The 26,956-nt window shown below is 61.4% G+C and carries 6 protein-coding genes; 5 read left to right on the forward strand and 1 reads right to left on the reverse strand.

All coding sequences use genetic code 11. The features are described 5' to 3' along the window. Nucleotides 1–60: 60 nt before the first annotated feature. The 5 genes from IQ16_RS35855 to IQ16_RS35875 all read left to right on the forward strand — a co-directional run bounded on the left by IQ16_RS35855 (nucleotide 61) and on the right by IQ16_RS35875 (nucleotide 23,466). A complete protein-coding gene (locus IQ16_RS35855) occupies nucleotides 61–12,366 on the forward strand; it encodes a hypothetical protein (protein WP_028175392.1) in 12,306 nt (4,101 codons plus the stop codon). A gap of 14 nt (nucleotides 12,367–12,380) precedes the next feature. Next, nucleotides 12,381–20,501, forward strand: a complete 8,121-nt coding sequence (locus tag IQ16_RS35860) for a hypothetical protein (protein ID WP_231166597.1) — start codon at nucleotides 12,381–12,383, stop codon at nucleotides 20,499–20,501. A gap of 118 nt (nucleotides 20,502–20,619) precedes the next feature. Further along, nucleotides 20,620–21,231, forward strand: coding sequence for an amidase domain-containing protein (locus tag IQ16_RS35865; protein WP_011084384.1), 612 nt, complete (start codon nucleotides 20,620–20,622; stop codon nucleotides 21,229–21,231). A gap of 166 nt (nucleotides 21,232–21,397) precedes the next feature. Beyond that, complete coding sequence (locus tag IQ16_RS46825; protein ID WP_225895087.1) at nucleotides 21,398–22,138, forward strand: hypothetical protein; 741 nt, start codon at nucleotides 21,398–21,400, stop codon at nucleotides 22,136–22,138. Nucleotides 22,139–22,152: 14 nt separating this feature from the next. Beyond that, nucleotides 22,153–23,466: a lipase family protein gene (locus IQ16_RS35875; RefSeq protein WP_161170733.1), complete on the forward strand. Its 1,314-nt coding sequence runs from the start codon at nucleotides 22,153–22,155 to the stop codon at nucleotides 23,464–23,466. A 210-nt stretch (nucleotides 23,467–23,676) separates the two neighbouring features. On the opposite strand, the gene IQ16_RS35885 is transcribed toward IQ16_RS35875, so the two are convergent. Beyond that, nucleotides 23,677–26,505, reverse strand: a complete 2,829-nt coding sequence (locus tag IQ16_RS35885) for an alpha/beta hydrolase family protein (RefSeq protein WP_011084380.1) — start codon at nucleotides 26,503–26,505, stop codon at nucleotides 23,677–23,679. Nucleotides 26,506–26,956: the final 451 nt, after the last annotated feature.

Below are 26,956 nucleotides of genomic sequence, written 5' to 3' on the forward strand. Positions count from 1 at the left end.
AGATACAACTGAAAATTGTTGGCATATTTCGCCAACTCAATGCCGACACCGGGGGCGTGGATGGCGGCGAGCATAATTTTTTTCTCCGGCGCAACGAATGCGCTGACCATCGCGGGCCTAACCCCGAACGATCCATTCAAGGTCGAGGAGATTCTCGTCACGACGCCGCAAGGCAGCGGAAGAATCAAAATCAATCCGTTTGTAATTCCGTCCCATGCATCCCAGACGCCCGGCCATCCACTAGAATCTATCCTGATCGAAGACGCGGATGTCGCGCTCGATCCGTGGAAGCTAAAGTCCTGGAGTCAGATCCAAAAGGACATCAAGTCCCTCAGAGACAGTGCGGCATTCGCGCTGGCCGCAGCCGCCGAAGCTGAACGGGACACGCTGCGGCAAGCGCTTCAAGGCGTATCGATAGACCTTGCGGCTGCAGGCTTTTTCGGCATCAGCGGGATACCGTTCGCAGCGGCCGGAGCTTTCGAGGCCCATCTCGGTATCGACATTGCGGCTTTTGATCCTGGCCAGGACGATACTCCACTGCTGACCGCGACGCTGACCGGAACTGGCCAGATATCGGTGCCGAACCAAATCACCCGCGCTGACGTCCGCTTTGAGGTCTCGCTGACCCGCAACGAAGTGGTCGATCTGCTGCCCTCGATATCGCTGCACCCGCTGCCCCAGTTTCCCGCGCTGCATCTGCGCTGGCCGAAGATCCCGTGGCCCCAACTAAGCTGGCCCGCGCTCGATTTGAGCGGTCTGATCAATCTGTTCAAGTTCGATCTACCGATTCCGAAACTCGATCTCGGCAAGTGGCCGATATCGATCCGATGGGCTACCGCGCCCAAGCCCACACTGGCGATCAACGCGCAGAAGCAGCTGGAGATCACCACCAGTCCGGCGCAGCGCGGCGATGGTACGCTGATCTACGAGAGCGCAGGCCACACTACCGATATCGCTGCGATCAACGGCTTCGGCATCACGCTCGATGCCGCCGGCACATTGTCGCTTGCGGGGAAAGTCATCCCGACCGGCGTGCCCCCCATCGATCTGCCAGCGACCACCATCGAAAAGCCCGACGCGCTGCCGTTCAAGATCGAACTGGCGGCCTCGGAGCTGAGCCTCGCTATGCCCCCGGTCGACCTCTCAAATCCGACGGCGGTGGGCGTCACCGCCACGCTCAACATGCCGCGCATCCTGGTCCGCGCCAAGAACGATCCGGCACTGCTGATCGCCGTTCATGCCGCCTATTCACAGACGTTCGACACCCTTACCGGCAATTCGTCGGGCCAACTGACCGCGCTGGAAATTGTCGAACCCTATCCGGTCAAACTTGTCGCGCTGGCAGCGCAGGAAGCGGCCGATCTTGCCCAGGCGCTGGTCCGGTTCGTGTCGGCGCTCCACGTTCAGGGTCCGAACGTCCCCGATCTGTCAAATGTTCTCAAGGTGCTCGAACGTTTCGCGGACATGATGGCGGCGGCAGTGCGCTGGCTGGCGCAGCAGGCCGGCTCCGCCGCCAGTTCGCTGCTCGGCGTCGCCGAAGCGGTCGCCGAGGTCCTGGCGAAGCTGATGCGCATGCTGTGGGATGCAATCAAGGCCCTCGGGACGAGCGGCCCCGGCATCGCAATCGTCGTGGAGGTGCGGCTCGACGCGCGCAGCTATGCGCTGCGCCAAATCGTCATCACGCCGGCATGGGTCAATGCGCCGGGCGGGAATTTTTCAGGTCAGGAGCTCGGCCTCAGCATCGACATACCGCTGGACTGGCAACCGATGCTCCTCGTCGAGCTGGATGGCTCGCCGAGCGTCGCGCTGATGGCCGTACCGCCGGTAGGTTCACTCGCAACCTTGGGAACCGATCTCTGGCTGTCGCGCGACGCCGGCGTGGAAGCCGTGAGGGATACCGACCCGGACGGCAAACGGGCTGATAAGCGTCTGATCCAAGCCACCGCGAAATTCAATACTACGACGGCGATTGCGGTCATCCGCCTGAGTGGCGGCAAGGCCCAATTCATGCAGGCCTGCAAGGCGACAGTCCAGGCGACGCCGATCATGCCGCCGGCCGGGACCAGCCTGCCCGCGGGCTTGATGGTCGCGCGCATGACGGGCGCGATCACCTATTCGCCGCTCGATTGGGCGAGTGTCGATGTCAACATCGAGGCTCAGACCGACAGGCTGCTGCCGTTCCTTCAATCATCCAAACAGAGTACGCCGAAGTTTGTTGACGCGCTCGGCCAGTACATCCAGGTCACCGCGAAGAAATCTGCTGTTCCGGTCGGAAACGGTGCCTTTGATCTGCCGATCAGCGTGACGCTGAAAATCAAGGACGCAAATGTCGATTTCGATCTCAACGTCCACATCGACCTCACGAATTTCAGCGTACGATTGTCCGGCGGCGATAAGGTCCGCATCTTCGGCGAAGCCAGCAAATCGGATTTCAGTTTGCTTGGCCTGAACGGCAACATCGTCCTGAATGCGCCCAGAAGCGCCGATTGGCCTGCCGGCAAATTTCCGTTCTTCGGGCTGGATTTCTCGAGCGGCGACGTGCGCCTCTCACTGGCTCCTGAGGCGCGGCTCGACCTTGCCTACGGCCAGGTGGCCAGCGGCGGCCGCGGCATCGTGTTTCATGTCGATGAGCTCGGAATGTCGCGCAGCGGGCTCGACCTGGCGGCCAAGGTCGACCGTGACACTCCGGTGCAACTCGCCGGCGTCGACATGCCGTTCCGCTTCGATGGCGGCGGGCTCTCGATCAAGAACAGCGAAATCCAGGCATTTTCGATCAAAGGCTCCGGGCAACTGCCTCCTGAACTGGTCGGCGAAGCCAACGCCACGATTTCCATCTCGATGGGAAGGGGAAGCGACGGCTCGCTGATTGTGCAGAGCGCCGAAGCCAAACTCGACAAGGCCAACGATCCGATCGTTTGCCACGCCACACGGTTCGTGCTGACTATCACCGCGCTTGGCCTCGAATTTCAGAACTTTACCGGCAATGGCGCCGGCTATCATTTCTACTTCACCCTGACTGGGACCGCGGTATTCCAGCCACGGGAGGGCGAATTCACCGACGGGCTGCTGAAATACCTCGGTAGCATTACCATCACCCTGGACAAGGCGCCGCTCGCTCGGGATTCGTCGATGCTGCTGCGCGCGATTAAGTTCCAGGTCGCCGTGGTTCCGGCCAAGCGATTCAACTTCTTCAATCTATTCAACTTCGAGCTGCGCGGCATCGGATTCCATCCGGCTTCGCCGGCGTTCGGCGGCAAGCCGGCATTGTCGATTTCCGGACAGGTCAATTTCGTCGAAGCCGGCGATATCGTCAGCCCGAGAATTGATTTTCACGAGCTATGGATCGCGCCGCCGAAGGCTGGCCAGTCACTCCCGCAGATCCGGTTCGACGGATTGACGCTCGGCATACGCTTCGGCGGTGCGGCATCGATCGAAGGCACGGCGATGACCGTGGACGATACCTTGCCGAGTCTTTACTCGCCGGGCGCACTTCCAAAGGACGTCACCGTCCACGGCTTCCTTGCTTCCGGCAAGCTGACCATCAAGGGCTGGGGCGCTATGTCCGCCGCGATGGGCTTCCTCGAGCTTCGCAAACCGGGCGGCGATTTGCGCCAGGCGTTTTTCCTTTATGGCGAGGCCGACGACCTTTCGATCGAAATACCGACCCCGGTCGGTCCGATCTATCTTCGGGAGGTCGGCTTTGGCTTCGGCTACCGCTTTACGCTCGCCGCCTTCAACCGCGCCGATCAGGTGACCAACGTCAAGGACCTCATCAAAGTCCTGGACGACATATCCAAATACCAGGGCAACCTTGCCTCGGTAAAATCGTGGGAGCCGGAGGCGGAGGGCAATCGCGTCACGCTGGCGCTACGGGGCTTGATCACGATCGAGAGCGCCTCCGAGGAAACCGAATATAACGCCGACGGCGAAAAGGAGCTTCCTAACCCGATCCTATTCGACATCGTCGCAGCCCTGCGCAGCGACTTCACCTTCTTCTTGAACGCGCGGGTCTGGATCGCACGCAACTACGCTGACTGGCATGATTCCAGTGTCAATGATGGATGGCGCAACAACCCGACCCTGCGCGGTTATGTCTACCTTTCAGTCCCGCGCAAGGAGTTTCTCGGGCGCCTAATCGCCGATGGCACCGGCGACGTCGAGGGTACTCATCCAAAACTGCCGGCGCCGCTCGTCAAGGCCATGAAGAACATTCGGTGGTCGGCGACGACATACATCCGTCCCGGGCTGTTCCACCAGGAATTCGGCTGGCCTTACGAACTCGGTTTCACGTTCGAGGAGAGGCAGAGCGGCGGCAGCTTCCAGATCGTCTGCGAGGGCGGGCTGATCAACCGCATCGAGGACGGCTCGATGCTGTATGGCATCGCCTTCCGCGCCCGAGGTTACGCCCAATTTGGCGGCCAGGTCGGCGGCCGCTCGTTCGGCGCTTCTGTGGCGGCGCGCGCGGACTTCGCCATCGATGCAAAATTCATTGCGTACATCTCGGTCAAGCGCTTCAGCGAAACACTGTTCTACGGCTCGATCGCTTTCGACATCTCGCTTTCGCTGCAGGTTCGCGTATGGCTCGAGTTCAGTGTCGGTTTCACCGACATCCATCTGGAAGTCGGTTTTTCGATTTCGCTGACGATCTCGATCGCACTTGAGGCCGCCGCCACGCCGAACAGCATCGCAGCGCGTGGTGCGGCATCGGTTGCCGTCGGGGCGTTTGGTCGTCACATCCGGCTGGGTATCGGGTTTGCGATCAATCCCGGACGCCTCGACGAGGCACGGGCGCGCGTCGAACGCTTCATGCAGCTTGGCCTTACGGTTGCGATGCCGGACGCTGAAAAGGGCATCGCGCCGCCGGCACCGGAGCTGCCGCGCGGACCTAGTGCAGCCGATGCCGACCAGGCTGCCAACGACGCGCTGGACAAGCACGACGCGGTGACCGCCCCCGCACCCGGCGCGGCCCCGACCGCGCAGGGGCGGCCGCTGCAGCCGACCGCGTATTGGGCGATGCTGTTTCCGGTCGCCGGCGACCAAGGCACCGGCGACGACGAGCGATTTGTGATGGTCTTCGTGCCCCGGGATCACACCGAAACCGGATTGGATACCAACAAACTCCCGACCAGCAGAGATGGCCAGTCCTTCAGCAGCTTCTACCCACCGCCGACGATTTTCGAGTCGGGCGGCGGTGTTTACCCGACGGCGCTGCGCATATCGACGCGAACGAAAGCAGACGGCACTCCTTTGATGACGCCCGTCGATCTGTTCCGACTTGATGCCGAGTCAGGCAAGCAGCCTATCCAATTCGGAACCCCTCCGGCAACTCCCGTGCCGCTGACTTACAATCTGGACTGGAAGATCGCCGTGTCCGGCGGCGAAGCGCTCCCGATGGGCCGGTTCCTGTCGCAATGTTTCATTCGGCAGCCAAACGCGGCCGGCGCGGCGGATCTGAACGAGCCGTTGAATACGCATATCAAGGCTGACCGCGAGAGACTGCCGGATAACCGCGAGTCCGCCGCTCAAGTGCTCACCGAAGCGGGCCGAGATCAGATCAATCTCGGAATCGAATATCGCGCAGCCAACGATATCGAGGAACGACGCTCGGCCGCGATCGCCTCGTTGTGCGATTCCGCAGCCAGGCTTGCGGCCGGCGCCGATGCTTCCTGGCAGGCGGGCGCGGCTGAGGTCGGGCTGGACATCCGGACCATGGGAATTGCCTTTGTCGTGAAACGAGGCGACATCGACAAGCTGTTCGAACGGGCTTCAGCCGACGATCTTCCGCGTGTCGCAAATTTCAACGTGGATTCCGCAGTCAGCTCGATCGTTCCGCTCGATGGCAACGTCCATCTCTTCAATCCGCCGGAACGGATGTTCAGGGAGCGCGCGCCGAGGCTGGCCGATCCGGTCATCGAAGCGACCGCGAGCGGCATCCGGCTCGACTGGGACCTCGAGCCCGCATTCGGCGCATCGACCGGTGTGTGGAACGACCCTGAATTCAACCTGAAGCACTACCGGATCGAGCGCGTCGTAACGACGCCGGATAGCGTCGACAGCCAGTACAAGCCGATGCGCATCACGACCAAGGCGGCCGGTCCCATGCGTCTGGTGCGCGACCCGGTCACCGCCAATTTCGTTTGGCGTTTCGTGCGACCCAACGCGCAATTCGTCGACGATCTGTCTGACCTTCCCGATGAGCTGCGCCGCTTGCTGCTGCCGCCGTCGAACATACCCGCGAGCAAGCCGGGCGGACCACCGGCGAACATTCCGAACCCGCCACCCAATGTGCTGCGCTACGTCGTTGTGCCGGTCGACACGGCCGGCACAGATGGACCGCCGACGCCGCTGGTGTTGCAAACCGAAGCGGTCAAGCCGGCGCGCAAAAGTGTCAGCCGTGCGGTGCTGCATTTCGAATATCGCGGCAGCAAAGACCAGGTAATCGCCGACGTTACCTCGACGGCCTCCTTCATACCGACCTTTACGCTCGGTATCGACGACGCTGCCGACCACCCGGCCGCCGACCCGAAGAAGCGCAATGACCTGAAGTCGCCGCGCTCCTACGTCGTGCGGGTCCGGAATGAACTTGCGGTTCCGATCGGGCTCTATGGTTCGGATGCGGTGAGCGACGCCCGTGCACGGCCGTCCGCGGCCGACTTCGCGATCAAGCGCCCGACAGACCGGGATTTCGTCATCACCTTGACCGATGGAGTGCTGCCCGGACCCGACGCAGGCAAGGTAAAGGAGCCGAGCTTCGACGACCCGACCGGGGTCGTGGCCGCGGCATTGCCGCCGAAGCCGGGGTACATGATTGATAACCTGGATGGCTTCAGGGAGGCCATCGGAGCAAAACGGACAGCGCGGAATCGGCTCGACAGCGGACCGATCGGCGTTCGCTTCGCGATCCAGCCCAAGCTTGACCTCGGCCTTAAAGGCGTTGAGCCGCCGTGGTGCCCGATGGACGCAACGATCCTGATTGATCTGACCGGCGTCGCTACCAAGGACAATTTACCGGCGGTCGCCGCGCCGGTCGAAGTATTCGAACACCCGGTCAAAATCGAGTCGGCGCCGTTGCTGTCGGAAGATCTCGATGGGGACGCCGGCCGGGTCACCATCCTGCACCCCGACAAGGATGCCACCCTTGCCCAATTGCTCGGCTGGAACGACGGCTCAACAGGTACGCCGCCGGTTCGGCGCATGCGCGATGCTGCGCGCCGCGTCGCTACGAAGGTTCGATGGAACGCCCGGCCCGCCGCATCAGACACGCTGGCCGCGGACCATAGTGCCAAGCGGTCTGCGTTGTACTTCGGTGGATACGACATTTTCGAGCTCGATGTCGCCGGCGAAGCCGAAGGCGCCACCAGTGCCCCGGCGGCGCTGAGCCTGCGTTACCCATTCAGTAATTCCACCGTGGATGCCAATCCTGGCACCGCACTGCGCATCCACACCGTAGATGGCACGATGGATGCGATCTACGTCGGCGGCGATTTGGCGGCGCTGGACCGGCTTGACGATTCCGGCGACGCTGCCAAAGGCCAGATCCGCCTAGTCCAGATCGACAATCTGGCGAACGCCCTGACCTTCGATCTCAAATTATGCGTGCGCGCGCGCGGCTATCGCAAACTCATCGTCGAGCCCGTACGCGGCAAGCCTCCCTTCGCCAATGGCAAAATTCTGGCACTGATTTTCACACGTGATCCTCCCGCAGGCCACCTGGCGCGCGTTCAAGGCTTACCGCCGTCGCTGGCGCGGCTCGATCCAGCCGAAATCATTGATTTCGCCAAGCTCGAGGCGCACTATCCAAGTGAAACCAGCCGGCTGTTGGCGTCGAGCTCCATAAGGCAGGGCGCGTGGTATTCACCTGCGGAATCCTTCCTTGTCTGGCCGGAGCGGATCTTGCGCCGCTCGCTGGCGATCAATGTTGACGAGCCGCTGTTGACCGAACTGCTCTCCAACGGTCGGCCTGAACGCATTGCCGTTGCACTCAAGATTAGCGATCAACTCAGCGGCGAGGTGCGGCGGCTTCTGGCCGACGGAGCCGAAGAAATCCTGCATCCGGAAGGACTGAAGGCACAATGGACCGCCGCGGTCTTGCGCGAACTCTTTCAAAACCTGGTCTGGAATGCGAACGCTCCGGATATTCGCGCGGCATTTGAAGCGAACCCCGCACCGTTCCGCAACGCGCGCATCACCGTCCGGGCCCTCAAACCCGGCGCGACCGGCGCGCCGGACATCGTGCTTGGTAGCACCGACTGGCAGATCGATCTCGACCCGCCCGTGCATCCCGTGCTCGCCGACGTCATCGACTGGGCGCGATATCAGACCGCGCCGCGCCTCAGGCTGCGATACCCTCAGTTGGATCTGGCCAAGCCGGCTATAGAGGCGATCGAGACGTGGCTATCCGACCCGGCAACCAACATCGGACCCTCGGTCCAATTCTCCATCGCAGACTGGAGCGGCCTGGTGCCGGCGCTCGGCTTCCAACTCGGCCAGGACTTCCAGTTCCCGCCGGCGGGTCAAATCACCGAATTACGGCTCGAAGTTCCGAAAGGGAAAACGGCAGCCAGTCGGACCGACATCGTCAACCAGATCATGACCGCGATCAGTCGGCTGGCCCTGCGACTCGACGGCGTACAAGTCGCAGCACTTGGCGCGCAGCAGGCGGCGGCGAAACTCGTCATCAATCTCGGCGCAACACCAGGTACGCCCGGTCCAGGTCCACAGCCGTTCAAGATCGCGGCGCAGACCAGGCCGGGACCGCGGTATCGCCGTTACGAACCGGTTCTGGAGCAATCGCCCAAGATCGGCGCAAAGGAGGTCGCAGGCTGGTTCGATGAAACGCCGGTGCAGCGCGATCCCTACGGCTGGAGTATCATGCGCAGCCTCGGGCTCGCCGCGGGCCTCAAGCTCTACGACACCGAGGCCCGTGACTATGTCCCTCCCGCCGATGCGCTGGAGATCCTGCGGACCGCCTTTGATGAGATTCTGCGGAGATATCCGCTGACCGATTTCGGCTCGCCGTTCGTCGATATCGTCACCCACGCCGGCGGGACCATGTCGCTGGCCTCGTTCGACGGCGGCATGAGTGGCGTTGCGGCCAACGAAGTAGCTGCGCTTCTTGACGATAAGGCGTTGTCGCTGGTCCAGATTTCGCTGCGACCGACCGTCGATAGATTTGCCGGCGCTTGGGTCGACAGCGGCGATGAAAGGGGCGGAAGCCGCCAGCCGATCGATAAGGTCGTGGCGTACTTCGCCATCAAGTCAGCCTTCCCGGACCGTACCGACAAGGCGAAAATCCAAATCGATCTGAACGGCCTCAATCCTGCCCAGGGGCTGGTGGCCATTGCAGAGGTTATCGATCTTTCGTCCGGACTGGCGAAACCCCCGATCGTGACGTTGATCGCCAAGGCCGATACCGGCGATGCGGTCAAGACCTTGCGCGAGGCCATGCTCGACGGCGCCGGCGAGCAGCAAACGCTCGAAATCGACGCTAGCAAACTCAAGAAGGGCGACATTGCAGCCCTTGCGCGCGTCACCGTCAACCTGGCCGATGCAGCGGCCGTGTTCGGCCAGCCTACCGGCGCGGCATGGGTCACCGGCGCCGACATCGAGCAGGTCGCATCACCCGACGATTGCAAGGTGCAGCCTTTCGGTCGCTTCCCGGAGATGACGGCACGGCGGTACAGCGCACTGGCCGGGCCGGGGGGGCACAAGTCCTTGCTGGACGCAATCAAGCGCTTCCGCAGCTACGCGCTGCGCCGCCTGCCGGATGGGTGGCCAAACGCAACCGACGAGCCGACCGTGGTGGCGCGTATTCCCGAATGGACGCGGCGCTTCATCGAACACGGGCCTGCGTCGCGGCCGGAGCGGACGAAGATGCCGTTGTTCGCGATCGCCGAAGTCACACGCCCGGATCCTTGGCGCGTCGGCGTGGCCGGTGACGGCACGATGGAGGTATTGTTCACGCATGACGACCGCAAGCGGCGCTTGAAGCGGTACGCGGTACGCCCATACGGAAGGTACGAGGCTTTCACCGATGCGCTGACCCACGCGACTGACCCCGACGTTCCGCCAAAGCCGCCGCGACTCGGCGGCGCTTGGGTCGACGTGCTGGCTGACAGCACCGACGCACAACAAAAGTTCGAGAACAATTGGAGCCAGCGATTCTTCGACGTTGTGATCCCGCGAAGCGAACCTTTGGCGCCTCCGGTCCTCGTCGATGCCCGGCGCATCGAGATTCTGCCACCGACCGCCGCCACCGATCCCGCGCCGCGCAAGGTGCTCGAGTTTCTTTACTCACGACATCCGGAAGAAGTTCTTTCCGAGGCCAACGTCACCGTCGAGGGCGCGTTGTCGTTCGAGACCGTCTCGTTCGGCTTCTGGCGTGAATTCCCGATGCAGAGCTGGGCCAACGACCTGCAAGCGAATATCGACACCACGGAGGCGTTTGGCGGCTGGGACCATCGCCCTGCCCCGTTCAAGCTGATCGACAGCAGCGACGAGTTCGGCGGACTTGCGCAATTGCCTCCGCCGCAGGGCAAGACCGACTTTGTCCCCGGCCGCTACACTGATGGCTGGCGTGGTGCTCTAGCGCTACGCACCGAAGCGCTTCCGTTCTTCTTCCGCACCCATGTCGCAGCATTTGCCTCGGCCGGCGTGGTGGTGTCGGAGCCGGTCGTCGCGACGATCGAGGAAGGGCACTACGAACTCGCGTTGCCGTGGAGGCCGAGCGTCCCGCCCAAGCCTGGTGACATCAATGCTCCCACTCCGCCGCCTGACTGGTGTGTCAAAAGGCTGAACAATCCCGATCGCGTCTGGGTAACCTTCCGTCTTCCCCTTGCGCGGTTGTTCGATTCGATGCCGCAGGACTCGCGGAAAGTCTGGTTGCAAGCCAACAATATTCCCGACGTCTTCATGTTGCCCGATCCAGTGGCGCGCTATGAGATCGGCGTTGTCGCGACTGATGACGCCGGGCTGTCGGCCGCATCGGCTGAACTCGACATCATCGGACAGCAGCGGCCAGTCATACCAGTGCCCGGGCAGCCGGCCGCAGCATCCGGCTACCGGATGAACCTGGTCGGCCCCTTGTTCGACCCGTCGTCGCCGACGTCTCCCCCCGTCGAGCCGCCCGCCGTCAACGGGATATGTTGGAAACTCTATCCGTCGGTGCTGGTAAAGGGCGACGCGACGCTGCCATCGGAAAAATTCGCGCCATCGATCGCCACGACGGATCCTACAAGCGGTGGCGGCGACCCGTTGCGCAAATTCGTGCTTGCGCCGGAAGATTTTGGCGCGGCCGGAATCTGGCCGGTCGTTGCGCCGACCACGACACTCACCTTCGAAGTGCATGTCCCCGCCGTCAACACTGGCTGGCCGGCCTTTACCGCAGCCGTCGCGGCGTGGCGCGATGTCTATCAAGACTACCGGGCCATTGTGAAAGCCAAGGACATTTGGGAATTCCTTGATCTTTGGGCCCGCACCAATTGGCCTCCGCCGGCAGACCAGCCGAGACAATTCACCACCGCCGCGTTCGCCGCGGGTCTTCCGTGGCCATCGACCCTGCCGGCCGACGTCAGCACCACCCAGACTGGCGGATGGACATGGCCGACGCTCGCCAGTAGCGCCGGCGGCATCACGCAGCGCCAAAGTGTCCGTGCTCTCATCCCAAGGACCGGTTACAACGCGGCAGATTTCAAGACCATGATCAGCGGACCCATTTGCGCCGAAATGCGTCGCGTCGTTGCCGCGCGCAAGGAGGCCAAGAGCCGCTTTGCGAACTATTCGCCGCTCAACACCGTGTTGCCGGCCGATCCAGCCGTCCTGCCGGCGTCCGGCTCCATCGCAAAGGCGGCCTATCGCCTCGCCACCACCAAGACGCTGCCAAGTTCTGTCGATGTGATTGTCGCGATCCCGATCACTGTCGATACCCGCGCGGCAGGTACGTACGCCAAGATCAACGCACTGATCCTGGCGGTTGAAGCCAGGGATTTCACGGCAACCGCCATTCTCGATCTCGGCGCCTTTGAGGACGGGGTTGCCGCCGTGCTGGAGATGCATCTGCCCTGTCAAGCACTGTCCGACCCGAGCATTGTCGCAGCACTGGGGGATCTCGATGGCAACGCCATGGCAAGGCTCCGCGTCTGCTCGCTATTGCTGCGGCAGCCACCTGACGACGGAGAGCGCAAGTCGATCATGGATGCGATCAATCAACTCGCGTCTGATCCGCAAGAGGACAAGGCCGGCCTAGTGAAATTTGTGGACCGCTGCCTTGCCGACCAGATTTTCGGCAGTGGGCGATCGCCGCGCGTGAAAGTCTACCGCGGCACAGCCGTACCGTTGTTTGATCCAATCGCAAGAGCAGGGGCGTAGCGATGGCTGGTCGCATGACCGCATTTCGCCGGGTAGGCATCGACGGGCCTGACTATGGCAGCAACGGAGCGCTGTGGCAGGCCTGGCTCGATCTCGGCTCGCAACCCAAAGCGGCCGACCAACCGCCGCGAAATAGTTCGATCCGAGTGATCTTGCAGGCCGCGCGCGCCGATCAGGTACCCATCCAGGATCAGGCCGACGTCCTGTTCCAGGAACCGATGTTGCTGGCGATGGCGGCAACAACCGTCGACTTCCGCAACGACCCTGGCTCGGCGCCTTCTATCACGATCGGAAGAGCGCAATTCACGCCGCTCGCCCTCGCCGATTTGTCGCCGTTGCCGGCGGCGGCCGGCGTGGCTGGACCGCCGCCCCGCCCTTCCCGCTATTCGGATTTGAGGGTGGCGCCGAAAACCGCATGGCCGCCGCGGCCGGACGGATTCGTCAAGATCGACAACGTATTCGAACTTGCCGCGCCTCAGCTTCGCGCTACACGCGGCCGGATTCCCGTCGCCTGCGCGCTGGATGCCGAACCGAAACCTAGCGTCGGCTACGCGCTGACCAAACAGCTGTCAATCGAATGGGCGACGCCTGGCGACTACATTCGAATCTTCGGCGGGCTGTTCATCCGGCGGCGGAAAACCGCAAAGCCCATCCCCGGCCATACCAAGGTCTCGGATGCCATCACCTTCGATCTTACGCCAGACGGAGTCGAATTCGACGTCCTCGCCCCCAATCCGTTCGGAACCAGCAATGGTGACCGATTGCCGTTGCGCCTTCGTCTGGTTCCGGTGGAAATCGGCAACGGACTGACCGGCCTGCAACTGGACCTGATCGATCCAGTTTCGGATTCGGCATCGTTGATCAAATTGAAAGCCGGCCTGAACTGGATGTCGCGCGACCTCACCGATCGAGGCGGCTGCATCTCGCTGCAGGTCGATACTTCCGCCCTTCCACCGCTGGCCTGGCCGCTTCAGGTCAAAGGTGAACCGGCTGCGCCGGTCTGGGTGTGCGACAATCCGGCTGCTGTGCCCGGCGCGGATCTGATTCCGTCAATCCGCATGCTTGAAGACGCGGTGGCCGCTCGGCTGCTGACGCGCGAGGACTATGGCGGCGGCGAACCCGGCGTCGCCGAGCTTACCGGTCACAGGGCCACCCTATCCGCACGCAGGGGGACCGATCCTGTTGTCCTGACCATCACATCGCAAGCCGAACGTCCGGCCGCGCTGGAAGAAGCTGCCACGGCATCGCCCACTATCCTGCTGACATGGAGCGAGGCCGCCAAGCCGCCGTTCAATCCGGACAAGATAGAGGTCAAGCCGTTTTCGGGAATTGTCGACGCCTCTCCGCTCGCGGCGCGTCTCGGCGAGGTCTGGGCGGTATCCGGCGCCATCGCCAGCGGGACGCGGCCGCCCTATGCTTTCATTGCGCTCGAACGCGGCTGGGTTCAGATGCCGCTTCCCCCCGCGCCGAAGCCCGATGATCCACCGCCGGTCAAGCTGCTCGCCGCAGGCTCAGCGTTCCGCGGCTTCCTTCGGGTTGCGGTCGATGCCGGCGGCTCCACCGCACGTGCCGACGATCCGACGCTGCCGGGTCTGGAAATCGTCGGCGCGCAAAGCGTCAACGCCACCGTGATCTGGAAGAAGCCGCTCGACACCGCTCTGCCGCGCAGCATCGCCGTTGCGGTAAATGCTGCGGCCGGAACGCTTGAAGGCGTATTGTGGGCGGGCGAGGCCAGTCCTTCGCCGACCGAAATCTTGCCGCCGCTGGACGCCGGTCCGGCTTCCCTGACCAGCGCTCCAATTGCATTCGGTGTCAGCGGTCCGACAAACTGGCAAGTCCAGGTGGCCGGCTTCCGTGAAAAAGGCGTTGGGTCGATCAGCTTTAGGCTGCCGCTGTTCCCGTCTGCTGTGGATCCCCTGCTGGTCTGGCAGCCGCATCAGACCCTTGCGCTGGTCTCATCGGTATCGATGACCAGAACTGCCGAAAGCGCCAAGCGGCCCTCGGCAACACGCGAGCTGGTCCCTGCCGAAGTGATCGGCAGCCCGACCACACCGTTGACATTGACTTTCGCCACCGACACCGACGGCAACGCGCTACGGCTGCCGTACATCGATACACTGCCGTTGAATACGACGGCCTATGGCGACGGCCGCTGGCGCTGGCCTTGGCCACCGCAGCGGGCCGTGGCGCCCGGGCCGTATCCGTCATCTCCCGAAGAAAGCGCGGGCGTGGCGCTGGCTTCGCTGACATTGCCGGGCATCGAGTTCACGCCTTCGGCGGATGCAGCCACGCCTGTGTCGAGCAGCCAGATGCGGGTGTCACTCCGCTACGACTTGCCGGTGCTCGACGAGCTGTTCGCAGATTCCAAGGCGCCGGAGCCGAAGGTGCCGATTTCCGGTGACGCGAAATCGCAAGCCGGATCGTCCGATGCGGCGCCCGAGAGCCCGAAAAGGATCGACACACCGCCAACGGCACTCGATCTGGCGCGGCTATCCGGCGTGTGGTTCGAAAACGCACGACGATTGGCGCGCGCACGGACCGAAGGCGATCGCGTCGTGCTTCGTGAATTGCAAGATCAAGACCACAAGCCCGTTGTTGAACTTTGGCATCGGTTAAGCGGCGTAACCGATGGCATCGTTCGCGGTATCGCAGAGCCGTATGTCTGGAAGCCGCCGACATTCGGTTTCAGTGCTCTGCCTCCGGCACCAAACGTTGACGTCCATCTCGGCGCTTATATCCTTGGTAACACTTGGCAGTATGGACCCGCGGCGCTGGCTGGCCTGCCCGACACTAACTTCACAATTCCCACGACCGGCAATGAACTGAAGCCCTCGACGGCGCCCGGTCCCGGCCAGATCGAGGTGAAGGGCTTCGCAGCATCTTCTTTCCCCGTCGCCTTCACGTCACCCGGTTCAGCGACGCCCGTGACCCAGCCCAACCATCTGCAAGACGCGCGTGGCTTGTCGCTCGCGTTGGTTCCGGATCTGACTTCGCCTCTTCAAACTAGCCGGACCGCGGCGCTGCGTGCGGCGCCCGACGACCTGGCCCTGGTGCTGGCAACGTTGCGCAAGCCGGTCAAAGTCATGGTCGGTGACGTCGGTTGCAGTTTCTGGTTCCGTGACCTGCCGCTCAAGACGGACGCCGGCCAGCTGACCTTCGATACCTCCGGTGGTCTTGAAACCGGACTCGGGCCCGATCCCGCCGCCATCAATCGCAACCGGGTCACACGCACGGTGTACGAATGGGGTTTCTTCGGTCCGCAAGAAGAGAGACCGCCGGGGGGGAAATCGTGGAACCAGAAAAAACCAAAGCGCGGTCGGTTTGAGTTCGACTTGGCTGGTCCTTTGTCCGCCCGACCGTTACGTCTGCTCAGTGTTGACATCGCTTCCGCTGGCGGTGTGCTGCAGTTCGAATTGCTGGCTTCCGTGCAATACAAGTCGCCTCCTTCCGACGACAATGACACCGCGCCGTTCGCCGCCGAAGCGATCTATGCGACCGGCAATCTTGTGCGGCTGACGTTTGGGCCCGGATCGATGCCGGACGGTAGTCTCGCCCTGACCAAGATGATTCGGATCGAAATCAAGGATCCTTCGGATCCGACCATGGTCTCCGACCCGTTCGTTCCGCCGTCCAAGGTTGATCCAAAACCCGGCGACAAACCGAAGTCGGTTTCTCTGGTGTCGGATGTTGAGGTACATCACGGGCCCAATCAGGCTGCCTCGAAGACCTCGAAAACACGCTTGAGCCTCGATTTCCATTTCACCCGGGACGTCCAGAACAGTAAACCCGACATCGCGTCCGCCAACCTTCGTGTGCGTCTGTTCGGACAGGACTGCAATCTCGACACCACTGATGCGGGCTTCAATCCGCCCGGATTGACCGCGTCATTCAGCGCTTCGCCGGTAGAAGGCATCCTGAACCTCAAGAAGATGGAACTGATCTGGCCGGAGCGCGGCGGTCCGATGCTTTATCTCGCCGACGGCGACCTCACCGTTCCGCTACGCAACGCGAATAGCCCGCCAGTTTTCAAGCGCAACTTTACCAACGGTACGCTGCAATGGCTTGGCCTCGGATCTCGCCCCGCCGATGGGGCGGAATCGATCGATCACGAAACCGGGGTGGTCACGATCGAAGTCAAGGACAAGATCGCCGGCCCGGTCGACGGGCAGCAACCTCCGATGCTTTTCCGCGGCTTCCATCTGCCGGCCGGGACGTTGCAGGGGGTGGTGGCCGTCGTATTCCCGAAAGGACATGCCGTCGAAGGCCAGAAATGGCCGACATGGCCAACCCCTGCGCTCGGCTCGGCCTTGGTCGAATTCGCGTTTGACGCCGATACGTCGACATCGCCGCAACGGATCACCGCCATCCGGCATCGTCACAGCGGCGCCGCGGCAGTTGACGGCAACCCGGTGCGCTGGACCTCGCGGTTGTTGTTCGACGCCGCATTTGCGGCGCCGGGCCTCGACATCAGTTCGGTTTCGTGGCCCGTCGGCTACGCGACGCCGAGCCGCGTCACGTTCGATCCCGATTCCTCCGTGCCGGGGGACTGGCCGGCAACGCTGACCATGCGTGGCAGCGGCGACCCGCTTGCAAAGCTGATGCTCGCGCACAAGGTACAACCGCGGCTTTGCGCACATGAATTGCCGACGGACATCCTTGTTGCCAACGGGAACGCCGTGCTCCTTGGCAGGTCGTGGTCGTTCCGAGCTGTCGTCGATCACACATTGACACCCGTGAAGGGAGCGTGGCCGGGTGCGCCAGCCACGCTGGCGAACACTCCGCTGATATGGACGTCAATCGATGAAGTCATTATGTTCGACATGCACGGGCTCATTGCGGCGGCAAATCTGCAGCCGGATCCGGCGCGAGATCGATACGCATTCCTCGCGCGCTACAAGGACTCCGCGCTGGACGCCGATGTCCGCATAGCCGGCGTGGTTCGCCGCGCGCTTGCTGATGCAGGCTTCCCCGTTGAATATGTCATGCAGGCGCTGAAAGGGACCGTCGCACCGGACTCGCTCGTTCTCACCGGCGCTGCACTGACCGAAGTCGTGACGTCGCTGGAAACGCCGAACCGAGGCGTCGTGCTTGTCCCCCAATGGATCCTGCCATGGTCGCCCCTGTCCAGTTCTCCGGGGGGAGACGCGAACGGCGAGGCCGCCCTTGGTGCGCTGAAAGCCTGTCCGCAAACCCACACCGACAACGGCGATCGCGTTTACAATATTGCTCTGTATGACGCGACAGCCGGCACGCCACGGTCGCTGGAGGGACCGCCGCCCAGTTCGTGTGCGGTTCAGGACGGAACGCAAAGTCTGCTTGAAACACTGATGTCTTCCATCGTGGGCGGCGGCAAGGCCCGCGCGATGGTCGCCGTCGATCAGGCCATGCTAGTGCCAAAGACCGCGGCCGTTCCCCCGCTGTCCCGGCCGCTTTTCCCGCGCACGCTGCTGGCGTTGAGTGCGGTGGCGGAAGCCTACGGCAAGGCGCTGAGCAGCAATCCCGTGCCACCATTTGTCCGGCGGATCAGTTGCTTGACGGCACGGGAGGTACCCCTTGACGGTGTCCGTGCTTCTGGCGAGGTCAGGTTTACGGTGACGGCATGGCCCCCGAATTCGCCGCCCCTCGATCCTGCCGCGCCGGCGGTGACACTTATCGTGACCGACGCAGCATCGGTGCAAAATGACTTTCTTCCCGCCGCGCTTGCCGCCACGCTGGTCGATTCCGCCAGCAACCAGGTGGTCCTTGACGGCAAGCAACGCGCCGATGCGTCGATGCGCGCATTCGGGTTGAGCGCGAATCCGCGGGTTCTGATACTCGCCAGCGTCGACAGCAGCTACTTGACGATTCACGATCCTAAATCGTCTCGCGATCCGGATTCGCCGTCGCGGATTCCGCCACCGCACGTTTCGTGGCTGGTTACGCAGCCCGCGATGCCGCTCATGAAGGAGCAGCGGCCGCACGTTTTGCGAAGACTGTCCGATACGATCTATGCCTCGCCGGCACTGGGTTGGCCGCTGGTTACCCGTGCCGATGACACCGCGAAAGCGCAGGTCAGTCTTGGCGAGGAAGAAGTTCGCCGCAACGAGCAGCACGCCTGGGCGGGGCGCGTGCGGGGCTTGGCATGGCCAGCAATCGCATGGAACCGCAGCGCGATTGCGGATGACGAGATCCAGCACGACCCGACCGGCGCTCCTGACCAGACTGTTGAAGGCGGCTATCTCCCGGCCGATGCCGCAGAAATGCGCGAGAGCGCCTTCATCACGGCCGGACAACGGGTTGCATTCCGTCGCCGTGCCGCAAAGAGTCTGCGCGCCCCACCCGACCGGCATTCCGTGCTGGCTCCTCCGCGAGCCCGCGCGCCGACCATTGACGCGATCGCCGCGGCGTTCGGTCAGGCTCGAAATCCGCTGCCTGAAGCCGCCAAATCGGCGGACCGTGCCGGTCTCGCGCCGATGCTTCCGGGCGCGATCGAAGCCACTGTCACCGGACAACGGCCTGGTGTCATGCTCTCGCAGTTTGAGGGCGTACTGCTGACATCGTTCATGGTGCCGTTCGACAAGGATTTCAGCCGGTTCGGTCGCCCGGCCTGGCGTGGACCCCTAACCCTACGCCAGGTTCGAGCCCCGCGATCATCGGCGCTCCCCGAAATCTCCGACCTGGCGATCCGGCGCAAGACTTACCTCTCGATGGACGAGATCGATGGCGCGAAGAATCTGAAAACCTTCAAGGTTGTCGCGGGGCCGGCGCAAGTCGTACGCTTCGATCGCCACCTGACAGGCGATACGCGGAGCCCACATGCCGTGACGATCCGCGTGGAGAATCCAGATCACGGGCGTCTTTCGGCCGATTGGGACGGAAGACTCCGCCTGATCGCAACCGTGCCAACTGATCTGACCGGGCCCGATCCCGCCGCTCACGTCGCACTGGCACGGATCGGCCTCCTGCCTTCACAGACCGAGAAGCGGCGTCCACGGGTTGAGCTCAGGGTTGGGGACATCATTGTCGTATTCACCCAAATGATTTGGGCACCGCTTCCTTCAAGCGGACCCAGACCAACACGCTTGATGATCGATTTCATCGTCGAGGGACCGGCGCGTGACGCGGCGCAGGCAGCCGTCGCGCAGGCGCTTCGCGATTCCTCGGCAGACACACCGGTACGGATAACGATCCGCGGCACGCGGCCCAATCAGGCGAATGAAGGCGATCCGTCGATAAATGGATCCGGCTCTGCACAGCTTGAAACCGGAACCGTCAATCAGCTTCTGCCCGGTCCGCCGCATGTTCTGGTTTTCGACCTGCCGCACATCCCGAGCCGGCAGCGATGGCTGCCAGTCAAGACGTTCACGCTGGCGTTCGGCGATCCGGCCTATGATCGCGAACTCGGCGGCCCAACGTCCAGCAATCAGGTCGGTATCGGAGACGTACCGCACGTCCTTGCGGTCGATCGGGCCGAATATGATCCTGCCGCGACGATCCATTTGGCGTTCTGGAAGCGGCAAAAAGGCCTCAACACGAAGGTCGAAAAGCCTGCGGGCTCCTGGGCGTTGATCGTTCAGGTCGTGCCGGGCGACGGCGGACCGTCGCGATCACTGCAAATCGCGGCGACCGAGGCCAAACCCTCGAACCCCAAATTCCCTGGTTCGCGTTATGTCGTGGAAGGTTGCGAAATCTATGCGATTCCGCTCTCCGCGCTGCGAGAGCCCGTTGATCCGAAAAGCCCGTCGGCCGACGTGCCCGCAAAATTGAAGGCGGGTGACCGGTTGCAGGTCACGGTGAACAACGAAGCAGCCGACAAAGAACAACTGACACTTAATGTCGGCGTCATTGCCCAACCGGTGCTACCACCGCCGGCCGCCACGTATGGGCTCGCAACCCTGCAACGTGTGGACGCTGCCGTCGGCACAACGCTGTTTGCGACGGCGCCACTGCCCCAAGCGATCGAGTATCCCGATCTGCTCAGCGACTTGGTCGCAGGTCACGTTCGCCGGCGCGGAATGTTTCTCTGGCCGTTTGCCGGCAACGGACCGGCAGGAGCGGATTCGGGTCACGCGTTCGGATTTCTCGTCAAGGTGGATCGAACAGGCGGCGGCCAGCTGCCTTCGGCCAAGGCTGACTTCGAGAAATCCGAGAGCTGATCGGAAGGATGGCCGGCGTGCCGATTCGAATACCATCGCATGCCTGCGTACGTCTTCTACGTCGTCGTAAATGACATTGCTTCGATCTGTTTTTTAACTGAGCACATAACGAGGTAAAATGACATACGATCGTACCAAGGCGCTCGCGTACGCCCGCAAGTATTGGACGAAGTCATGCTCTGATGGATACATCGGCGTTCGCGAAGCAACTCCTTACGTTAAGGTTCCGAACGGGACCATCTTCGTCCGCACTGACACTAACGAAACAGCGCGCCGACCAGATGGGATGGAGATCGACAATGTCGATGATTGCGCCCACTTTCTCTCATGCTGCCTTGGACATGAGGCAAACGAGGCCGGCGGCGGACTGCCAATACGCCGGGATTTCCCGTCTGCGATCTATGGGGTCATCAGCGCCCGTCGATTGTTCAGCACACTGACCGAGGACGGATTGATCGAAACAATACTCGAAAAGGCAAATCACACGCAAACTGCGAACAAGCTTTCTCAACTCGCCGCCGGAGATTTGATCTTTTATTGGGATCCATCGGCGAATGCATATGGTCATTCCGCGATGTATCTCGCTGATGCAAAGAAACGAATTGCATGTCATACGCGATGCCGATGCGATCAAACCAACGAAACCGGCCAGGAATGGGATAGCGTCGCTATTACCAATGTCAGCTACACGCTAGCGCGAGTGCGTGACACGGCGCCTCTGGTTGCATAGCGTTCCGTAGACCGGCTGCCCTCGGTTCACTCGTAGCGCCCGCAGGCTCCGGAATACGATAAGCATGTGTTCAGCAGAGGGCGTGCATGATAAGGTCCACAACTACCGCGATGGCCGTTGGTCGGGTAGGACTGGCCGGCTTTCGTCGGAGATCCGGGGATAGACAATGGGACGGCTACGAATTCTCGCGCTTCTTCCAGTTGTGTATTGCTCATCAATCGTTTCGCTCCGCGCGCAGGACGAGCAATGCCGAACGAGCCCAGAACCGCAGTGCCAGTGTGCGTGCCGTGAGGTACGGTCGATCGCATCGTTCGCGCCGCGAGGGACGTGCCGGATCATCGAACCGGGCGGCGGCGCATGCCAGCTTCGCTGGTTCGATGCTGCGCGCGGCAACGACGAAAAGCTCACTGATCCGAATCGAGCCGGGGCAACGCAGCGTCAATTTCTGGATCGCGTGCGCAGCGGCAGCCTGTCGGTCAGAACAAGGGACACAGCATATCTCCGCGTCGATTTTCTTGAAGAGAAAGTGAAGAGCAGCGACATCAAATTGCCGCCTGAGCCAACGCCCTTGGAGACAGCCGCCGCCTATCTCGCCATCGATCCGAACAAGCTCGAGCCAGAACCGCTCCTCATCAGCCTTCTGATCTTGTTGGGACCAGCCGTGTCGGGCCAGGCAGGCGACGCCGTGGCAGCGGCGCTGGTGGACTACCTTGCCAACAACCCCAAGATGATTCTTGCCCGCTTTCAGGCCGAAAAACCAGAGGTCATTTCGGACAAGGCTGGTTCCTTTGAGTTCGTCGACATGAGCGCACGCGGCTGTCTCGAGTTAGTGGTCCGCGGCGAGAAACCCGTCACGTTAATGGTCAAGTCTCCCAGAGCCGTAGGACGCACCCGATGCCGCGAATAGGGTTCCTGGTCTTCATGCTTCTCCTCACCTCGATAGGCTCCGCGGCCGCGATCGGGGTCGAAACCATTCGTAAACATCCTCAAGGCGCGGATGTCGCCTTGGTCTTCGTCCATGGGCTTGGAGGCGGTCCTTGCTCGACCTTCGAAAGCAGCACCACGAATGCCGATGCTGCCGAACGATCCTTCGAATGCCCGCGCTACGAGCCTGGGAAGCGAACGGTGAACGGAAAGCCAGCACTGAGCTGGTTCACAATTTTCGAGCGGGACCACGCGGCAGCACTGCCCGGCGGCAGGACGCTCGGCGATATCGACTTGTATACGGTTAGCTATATGGATGCGGCGCCCGCAACGATTTCTGCGACCGAGATCGGTGAATCGCTCGTACGCAATCCGGAGTTCCTTCGGATTTTGGACGAATACAACAACGTCCTTTTTGTAGCCCATAGCATGGGCGGTATTGTTCTGAGACGCGCCATTGTCCGTCTCCAGTTGAATGGCGAGCAAGCTCGTCTCGACCGGATCGTGGGCCTCGGCCTTCTCGGGTCACCCTCTGAAGGTGCACCGCTCGCTGATTTCGTCAAGACGTGGGGTTGTTGGATTCCAGCCATCTTGCGCAAAGTTTGCTGGGGTGAATACGTCGCGCAATGGTATGGCGCGGGCTGGCACCAGATTACGGACCTGCAAACGCTGGAAGGACACAATCATCTCCTGGCTGGGTTGCAGACGGACTGGGGCTCGGTAATCAAGGCGCGCCAGGGAAAACCCTTTGTCGTATCGTGCGCGTACGAAACGGTCGCAGAGATCCCGGCACTCAAGTTGACTGTCGTCGAGCGCATATATACCCATACCGCCGGATGCTTCGAGCAGGAGCCAATCACTCAGAGCCACATGGCCTTGGCCAAACCGATCGACATTGAAGACAACCGGCATCAGTGGTTACGCCGAACAATCGTTGAGGCGCTCCAGCGTGTCGAGAACTTCAAACTGCGCAACTGGTCGCAGAACGACCCTCTCGGTGCGCTCATCGACCAGATCAATCTCGAGGCCGGACAGCCGCGTCCGTCAGGTGCCTTGGGAGAAACCGTGCGGGTGCGGCCCGAATCCGAGGCAGAAGTCAATGCGCTTCGCCTGAAACCGGACAACCGCGACTATGGCGGTCCGACGTGGGGAGCCCTTTTGAAGTCAATCGCCCGTTATAATTCCTGTTTGAAGGTGCAGTCCGACCGTCAGCGACGAGAGCACGAGGTATGGACCAAAGGCGCAATGGCGTGCCCGAACTCAATCGAAGCAAAGCGCATCTACGCTTGCGATCTACGCTTTTGTTCTTGAGAACAAGCTATCTGGCACGTGCAAGCGAAGCGCTGCAAAAGCATCCCATTCTTGGCCGCGTACGAACTAGCAGGACCCGTCTGAGCGCCGCCAGCACAGACAAACCGAATTCCTGTTTCGAGTTCAGACTTTGCGCTACACCGTGGTCCATCGGCGCGCTCTGCCTGCCCATAATTGCAACGCATGAGGCAGCCGCTCCTCCGCAAACTCCTATTCGTTCGACTTCACTCCATCGATCTCGAAATAGTGCTCGAGGTTAGAGACCAGATGTGGAACACGTTCGGCGGCCGCTGGTGGAGCACGCTGTACGCGGCAGCCTTCGAGGGTGAACGTCAGACTTTCATCCGCTTCGATTACGGCTGACAGCAACCGGCCTACGCAACTCAGATTCAATTGAGCCAGATCGATGCGCGGTGTCAATGCTTCGCCGTCTAGTGCTGAGTAAAGCCGAATCTTGCTACCGACCTGCGCAATTAGTATTCGGCTTCCAGATCGCGCCGTTAGCTCAGCAACTGTATCGCCTAGGTCTAGCTGTTGTACGCTCCACCGAAGAGGGATCGACGCATCCGGGAGCACCTGACGTTTTACAAACCAGCTCGAGATCGTCCCGGCGGCCTGATCAAACCAACTCGTCGGCGTTGGAACGTCGAGGGCGATTAGCGTGTCCGGCATCATGGAGAGGACGAACGCGCCGCCCGTGAACACCAACCTGGGCCGAGCCGCATCATTCTTGTTGGCCGAACCGCGTTCGTGAGTGAGCACGCCGTCATAGGGCGCTTCAAACGTGCGCCGACCAGTCAATTTCACCTCATCAGCTTCGAGGCGATAGGCGGACACCTCTGCGGCGCCCGGATATCCTTCCACGTCGGAGATCACCATCACCGCGTGCCGTTCGCTATCGACCGCGGCGGCAAAAACAGTTCCAGGTGGAATGTCATTGGGCGCGAGCTGCGTGCCACTCGCAAGTTCTACGATTGTAAACCCGCCTGGATTCGTCTCAGTCCTCGCGTCGCCGAGGACTGCGAGATCTCCTGCAGCGGACTTCCATATGCTGCCCCCACCTTCGGACGCAAACGGGTAGATCCCGCATCTACCGACCCGCCGCTCGTCTATCATCTCACAAATCACACGACCGTACATCCATTGTCCGACTGCGATAGCTGTCGCTAAATATTGTTTCCCTTTGCTTCCGGAGAATATCTGAGGGCATCCCATATCTTGGATGTCTGACTTAGCCTGCTCAAGCGACGTGCTGGTCCCTTTGATGAGGCTCATGGACGTCAAGTCAAGCGACGTCATGTCTTTTACTACCCGCGTATCGGTACCCAGATTGTGGTCGGGCGTGCAGGCATCTTCGGCTGCCTCATTCTCCATTGTCGGGGCTTGCACTATCTGGAACAGTTTCTGCTCGGGAACCGATCGAGGGAATTGCAGCCTGGATATTCCGAGAACCTCTAGAGTCGTTCCGCAGTCCTGGTGTAGATCATCAGAATAGGATTTCGACGTATCCTCATGTCGCGGCACCGTGCGTCTCTCGATAGCATCCTCGAACAGGTAGCTCAGTGGTGCAATTGAGATTGTCTTTTTTGCATCGTTATCTTCATCGTCGAACCATGCCAAGTTCTGGCAGTTCGAATGAAAGCGGAGATCAATATCCTCCCTTATCGCCGATGTCCGGGCTGTTCGGCGCGCAAGGTCAATACCTACGTAGTATGTCGTACTGTCGTCTCCTTCGATTTCCCTCACGGCAAATTCGATGAGAATGCGGTTCCGGTCGGCACGCAAGGGTCGCACGACAAATTCTCGGCTCGCGCGACCATCGTGGTTGATAGGAACGCGCATCAGAACCGTGGCACGCTTTAGATCAAACACGATGAACTCGATCTGACGTTGCTGCCGCTCCTGCTCAACGACCTCGACTACTTTCTCGGTGATAAGGACCGATACTCCAGCGTCGGAGTGTCGAAACTGAAAGAGCGGCGGCGGAACGTCGAGCCGCAGAACCCTATCCCCCTTGAGGTAGATTCCACCGGACCACCGGAAGATGCTTCCCGCTGGAACTGTAGCAAGAACCTCGTTCGCGGTGAGCAGGCGTTGCAAGCCGAACCTCGCGACATCGGACATTCGGGCCACGTCCCTTTCGGTAGTGAATGTCCCTGCATTGATCAGACGAGCGAGGGACGCCACGGCATCCGACACGAGCCGGTCGCTACCCACTTGTCCGGCGGCGGCCTGATATTGGCGCCGTCCCTCTTCAAGCGCCGTCTCACGTCGCGGTTGAACGTATCCGAAGAAAACTAAAATGGCGATCAGTCCAAAATACAGTCCACCCTTCAATGGATCCGCAATCCGCATGAATGCATGTAAAACGCCTTGCAGAGTCCCGCCTAGCGATAGCGCGCCGGCCGGCTTCGGAGCTTGAGCAAGAGCGGCGATGGGTACCCACCATTCGCGCATAAACGAATCCGGATCGTTCCCGACAGGGCGGAAGTAATGGCTGTGACCGCCTGCGAAGTACCTGTTGACAATGAAGTCGTCGGTGAATCCGTAGAAGCCGACCCGTCCGGCCATACCAGTTAACAGTACCAGCATTTGGCTCAGCACTAGAATTCCGTCGTTCGTTCCGCAATCATTGACCACCAACTTCAACTTTCCAGTCGCACGCAAGCGACGCCAGTTGAAATTGGATCGAAGGACGCTTCCGGAAAGGATCAGTGCTGGGATGACAGGTAATTCGTCAGGCTTGATGCCGCGGAGGGCGTGAGCCACAAGGTGCGTTCCGAAAGAGTGACAAACTATCGTGATCGGACTTCCTGGATTTTCCCGGATAATCTCACGAAGCCGGTTGCGGAAAGATCGGACAGCCAGCCAGCGAAAAATCGGAATCAGGAAGGCGATAACGCTAAAGTAGCCGTAACGGTACGATTTGACGTCGATGTTCGGATTTGCGTCCTGAACGAGGCTCTTAAGCCGCTCTTGCCATTCCCCAAACGTTCGAATCCCATGGACCGTTATGAGAATTGTTCGGCTCGCGGACATGTTCGCTCGCTAGAAAAATTCAGCCATTATGGCAGCATCTACCGTCACTACGGCGAACCAGGCGACGAAGTTTGTGTCAGAGGCTCTAGCAGTCATTTGCTGCAATGCTAGGAAAGTAGCATCGTAATACAATGCTAGTAGAAGTGGAAGAGCGGATCGCTCGAAAATCCGTGAAAGAATCTGATCTGAGGTATCAAATGACCTCGGAAGCCAACTTGCGGCTTCTCTATCAGATATGCCGGACTGAAAGTCCGGACAGGCTAGACTGGGGGCGAACCAAGTTGCAATGGCAATGCGTCTCGTCGGCACTACCATTGCGGGCATCTGGCACCCACACGACCCAAGGCGGGTAAAATTGACGCGAAGTGCATGCAGCGAGGCTTCAAGAAAGAGACCTCGACCGGCCCCCCCTTGCTCGACTCGCCCTCTGAAGTAGATGATGTCGTAATTT

It is taken from the genome of Bradyrhizobium huanghuaihaiense, assembly GCF_007830635.1.
Taxonomy (GTDB): domain Bacteria; phylum Pseudomonadota; class Alphaproteobacteria; order Rhizobiales; family Xanthobacteraceae; genus Bradyrhizobium; species Bradyrhizobium huanghuaihaiense.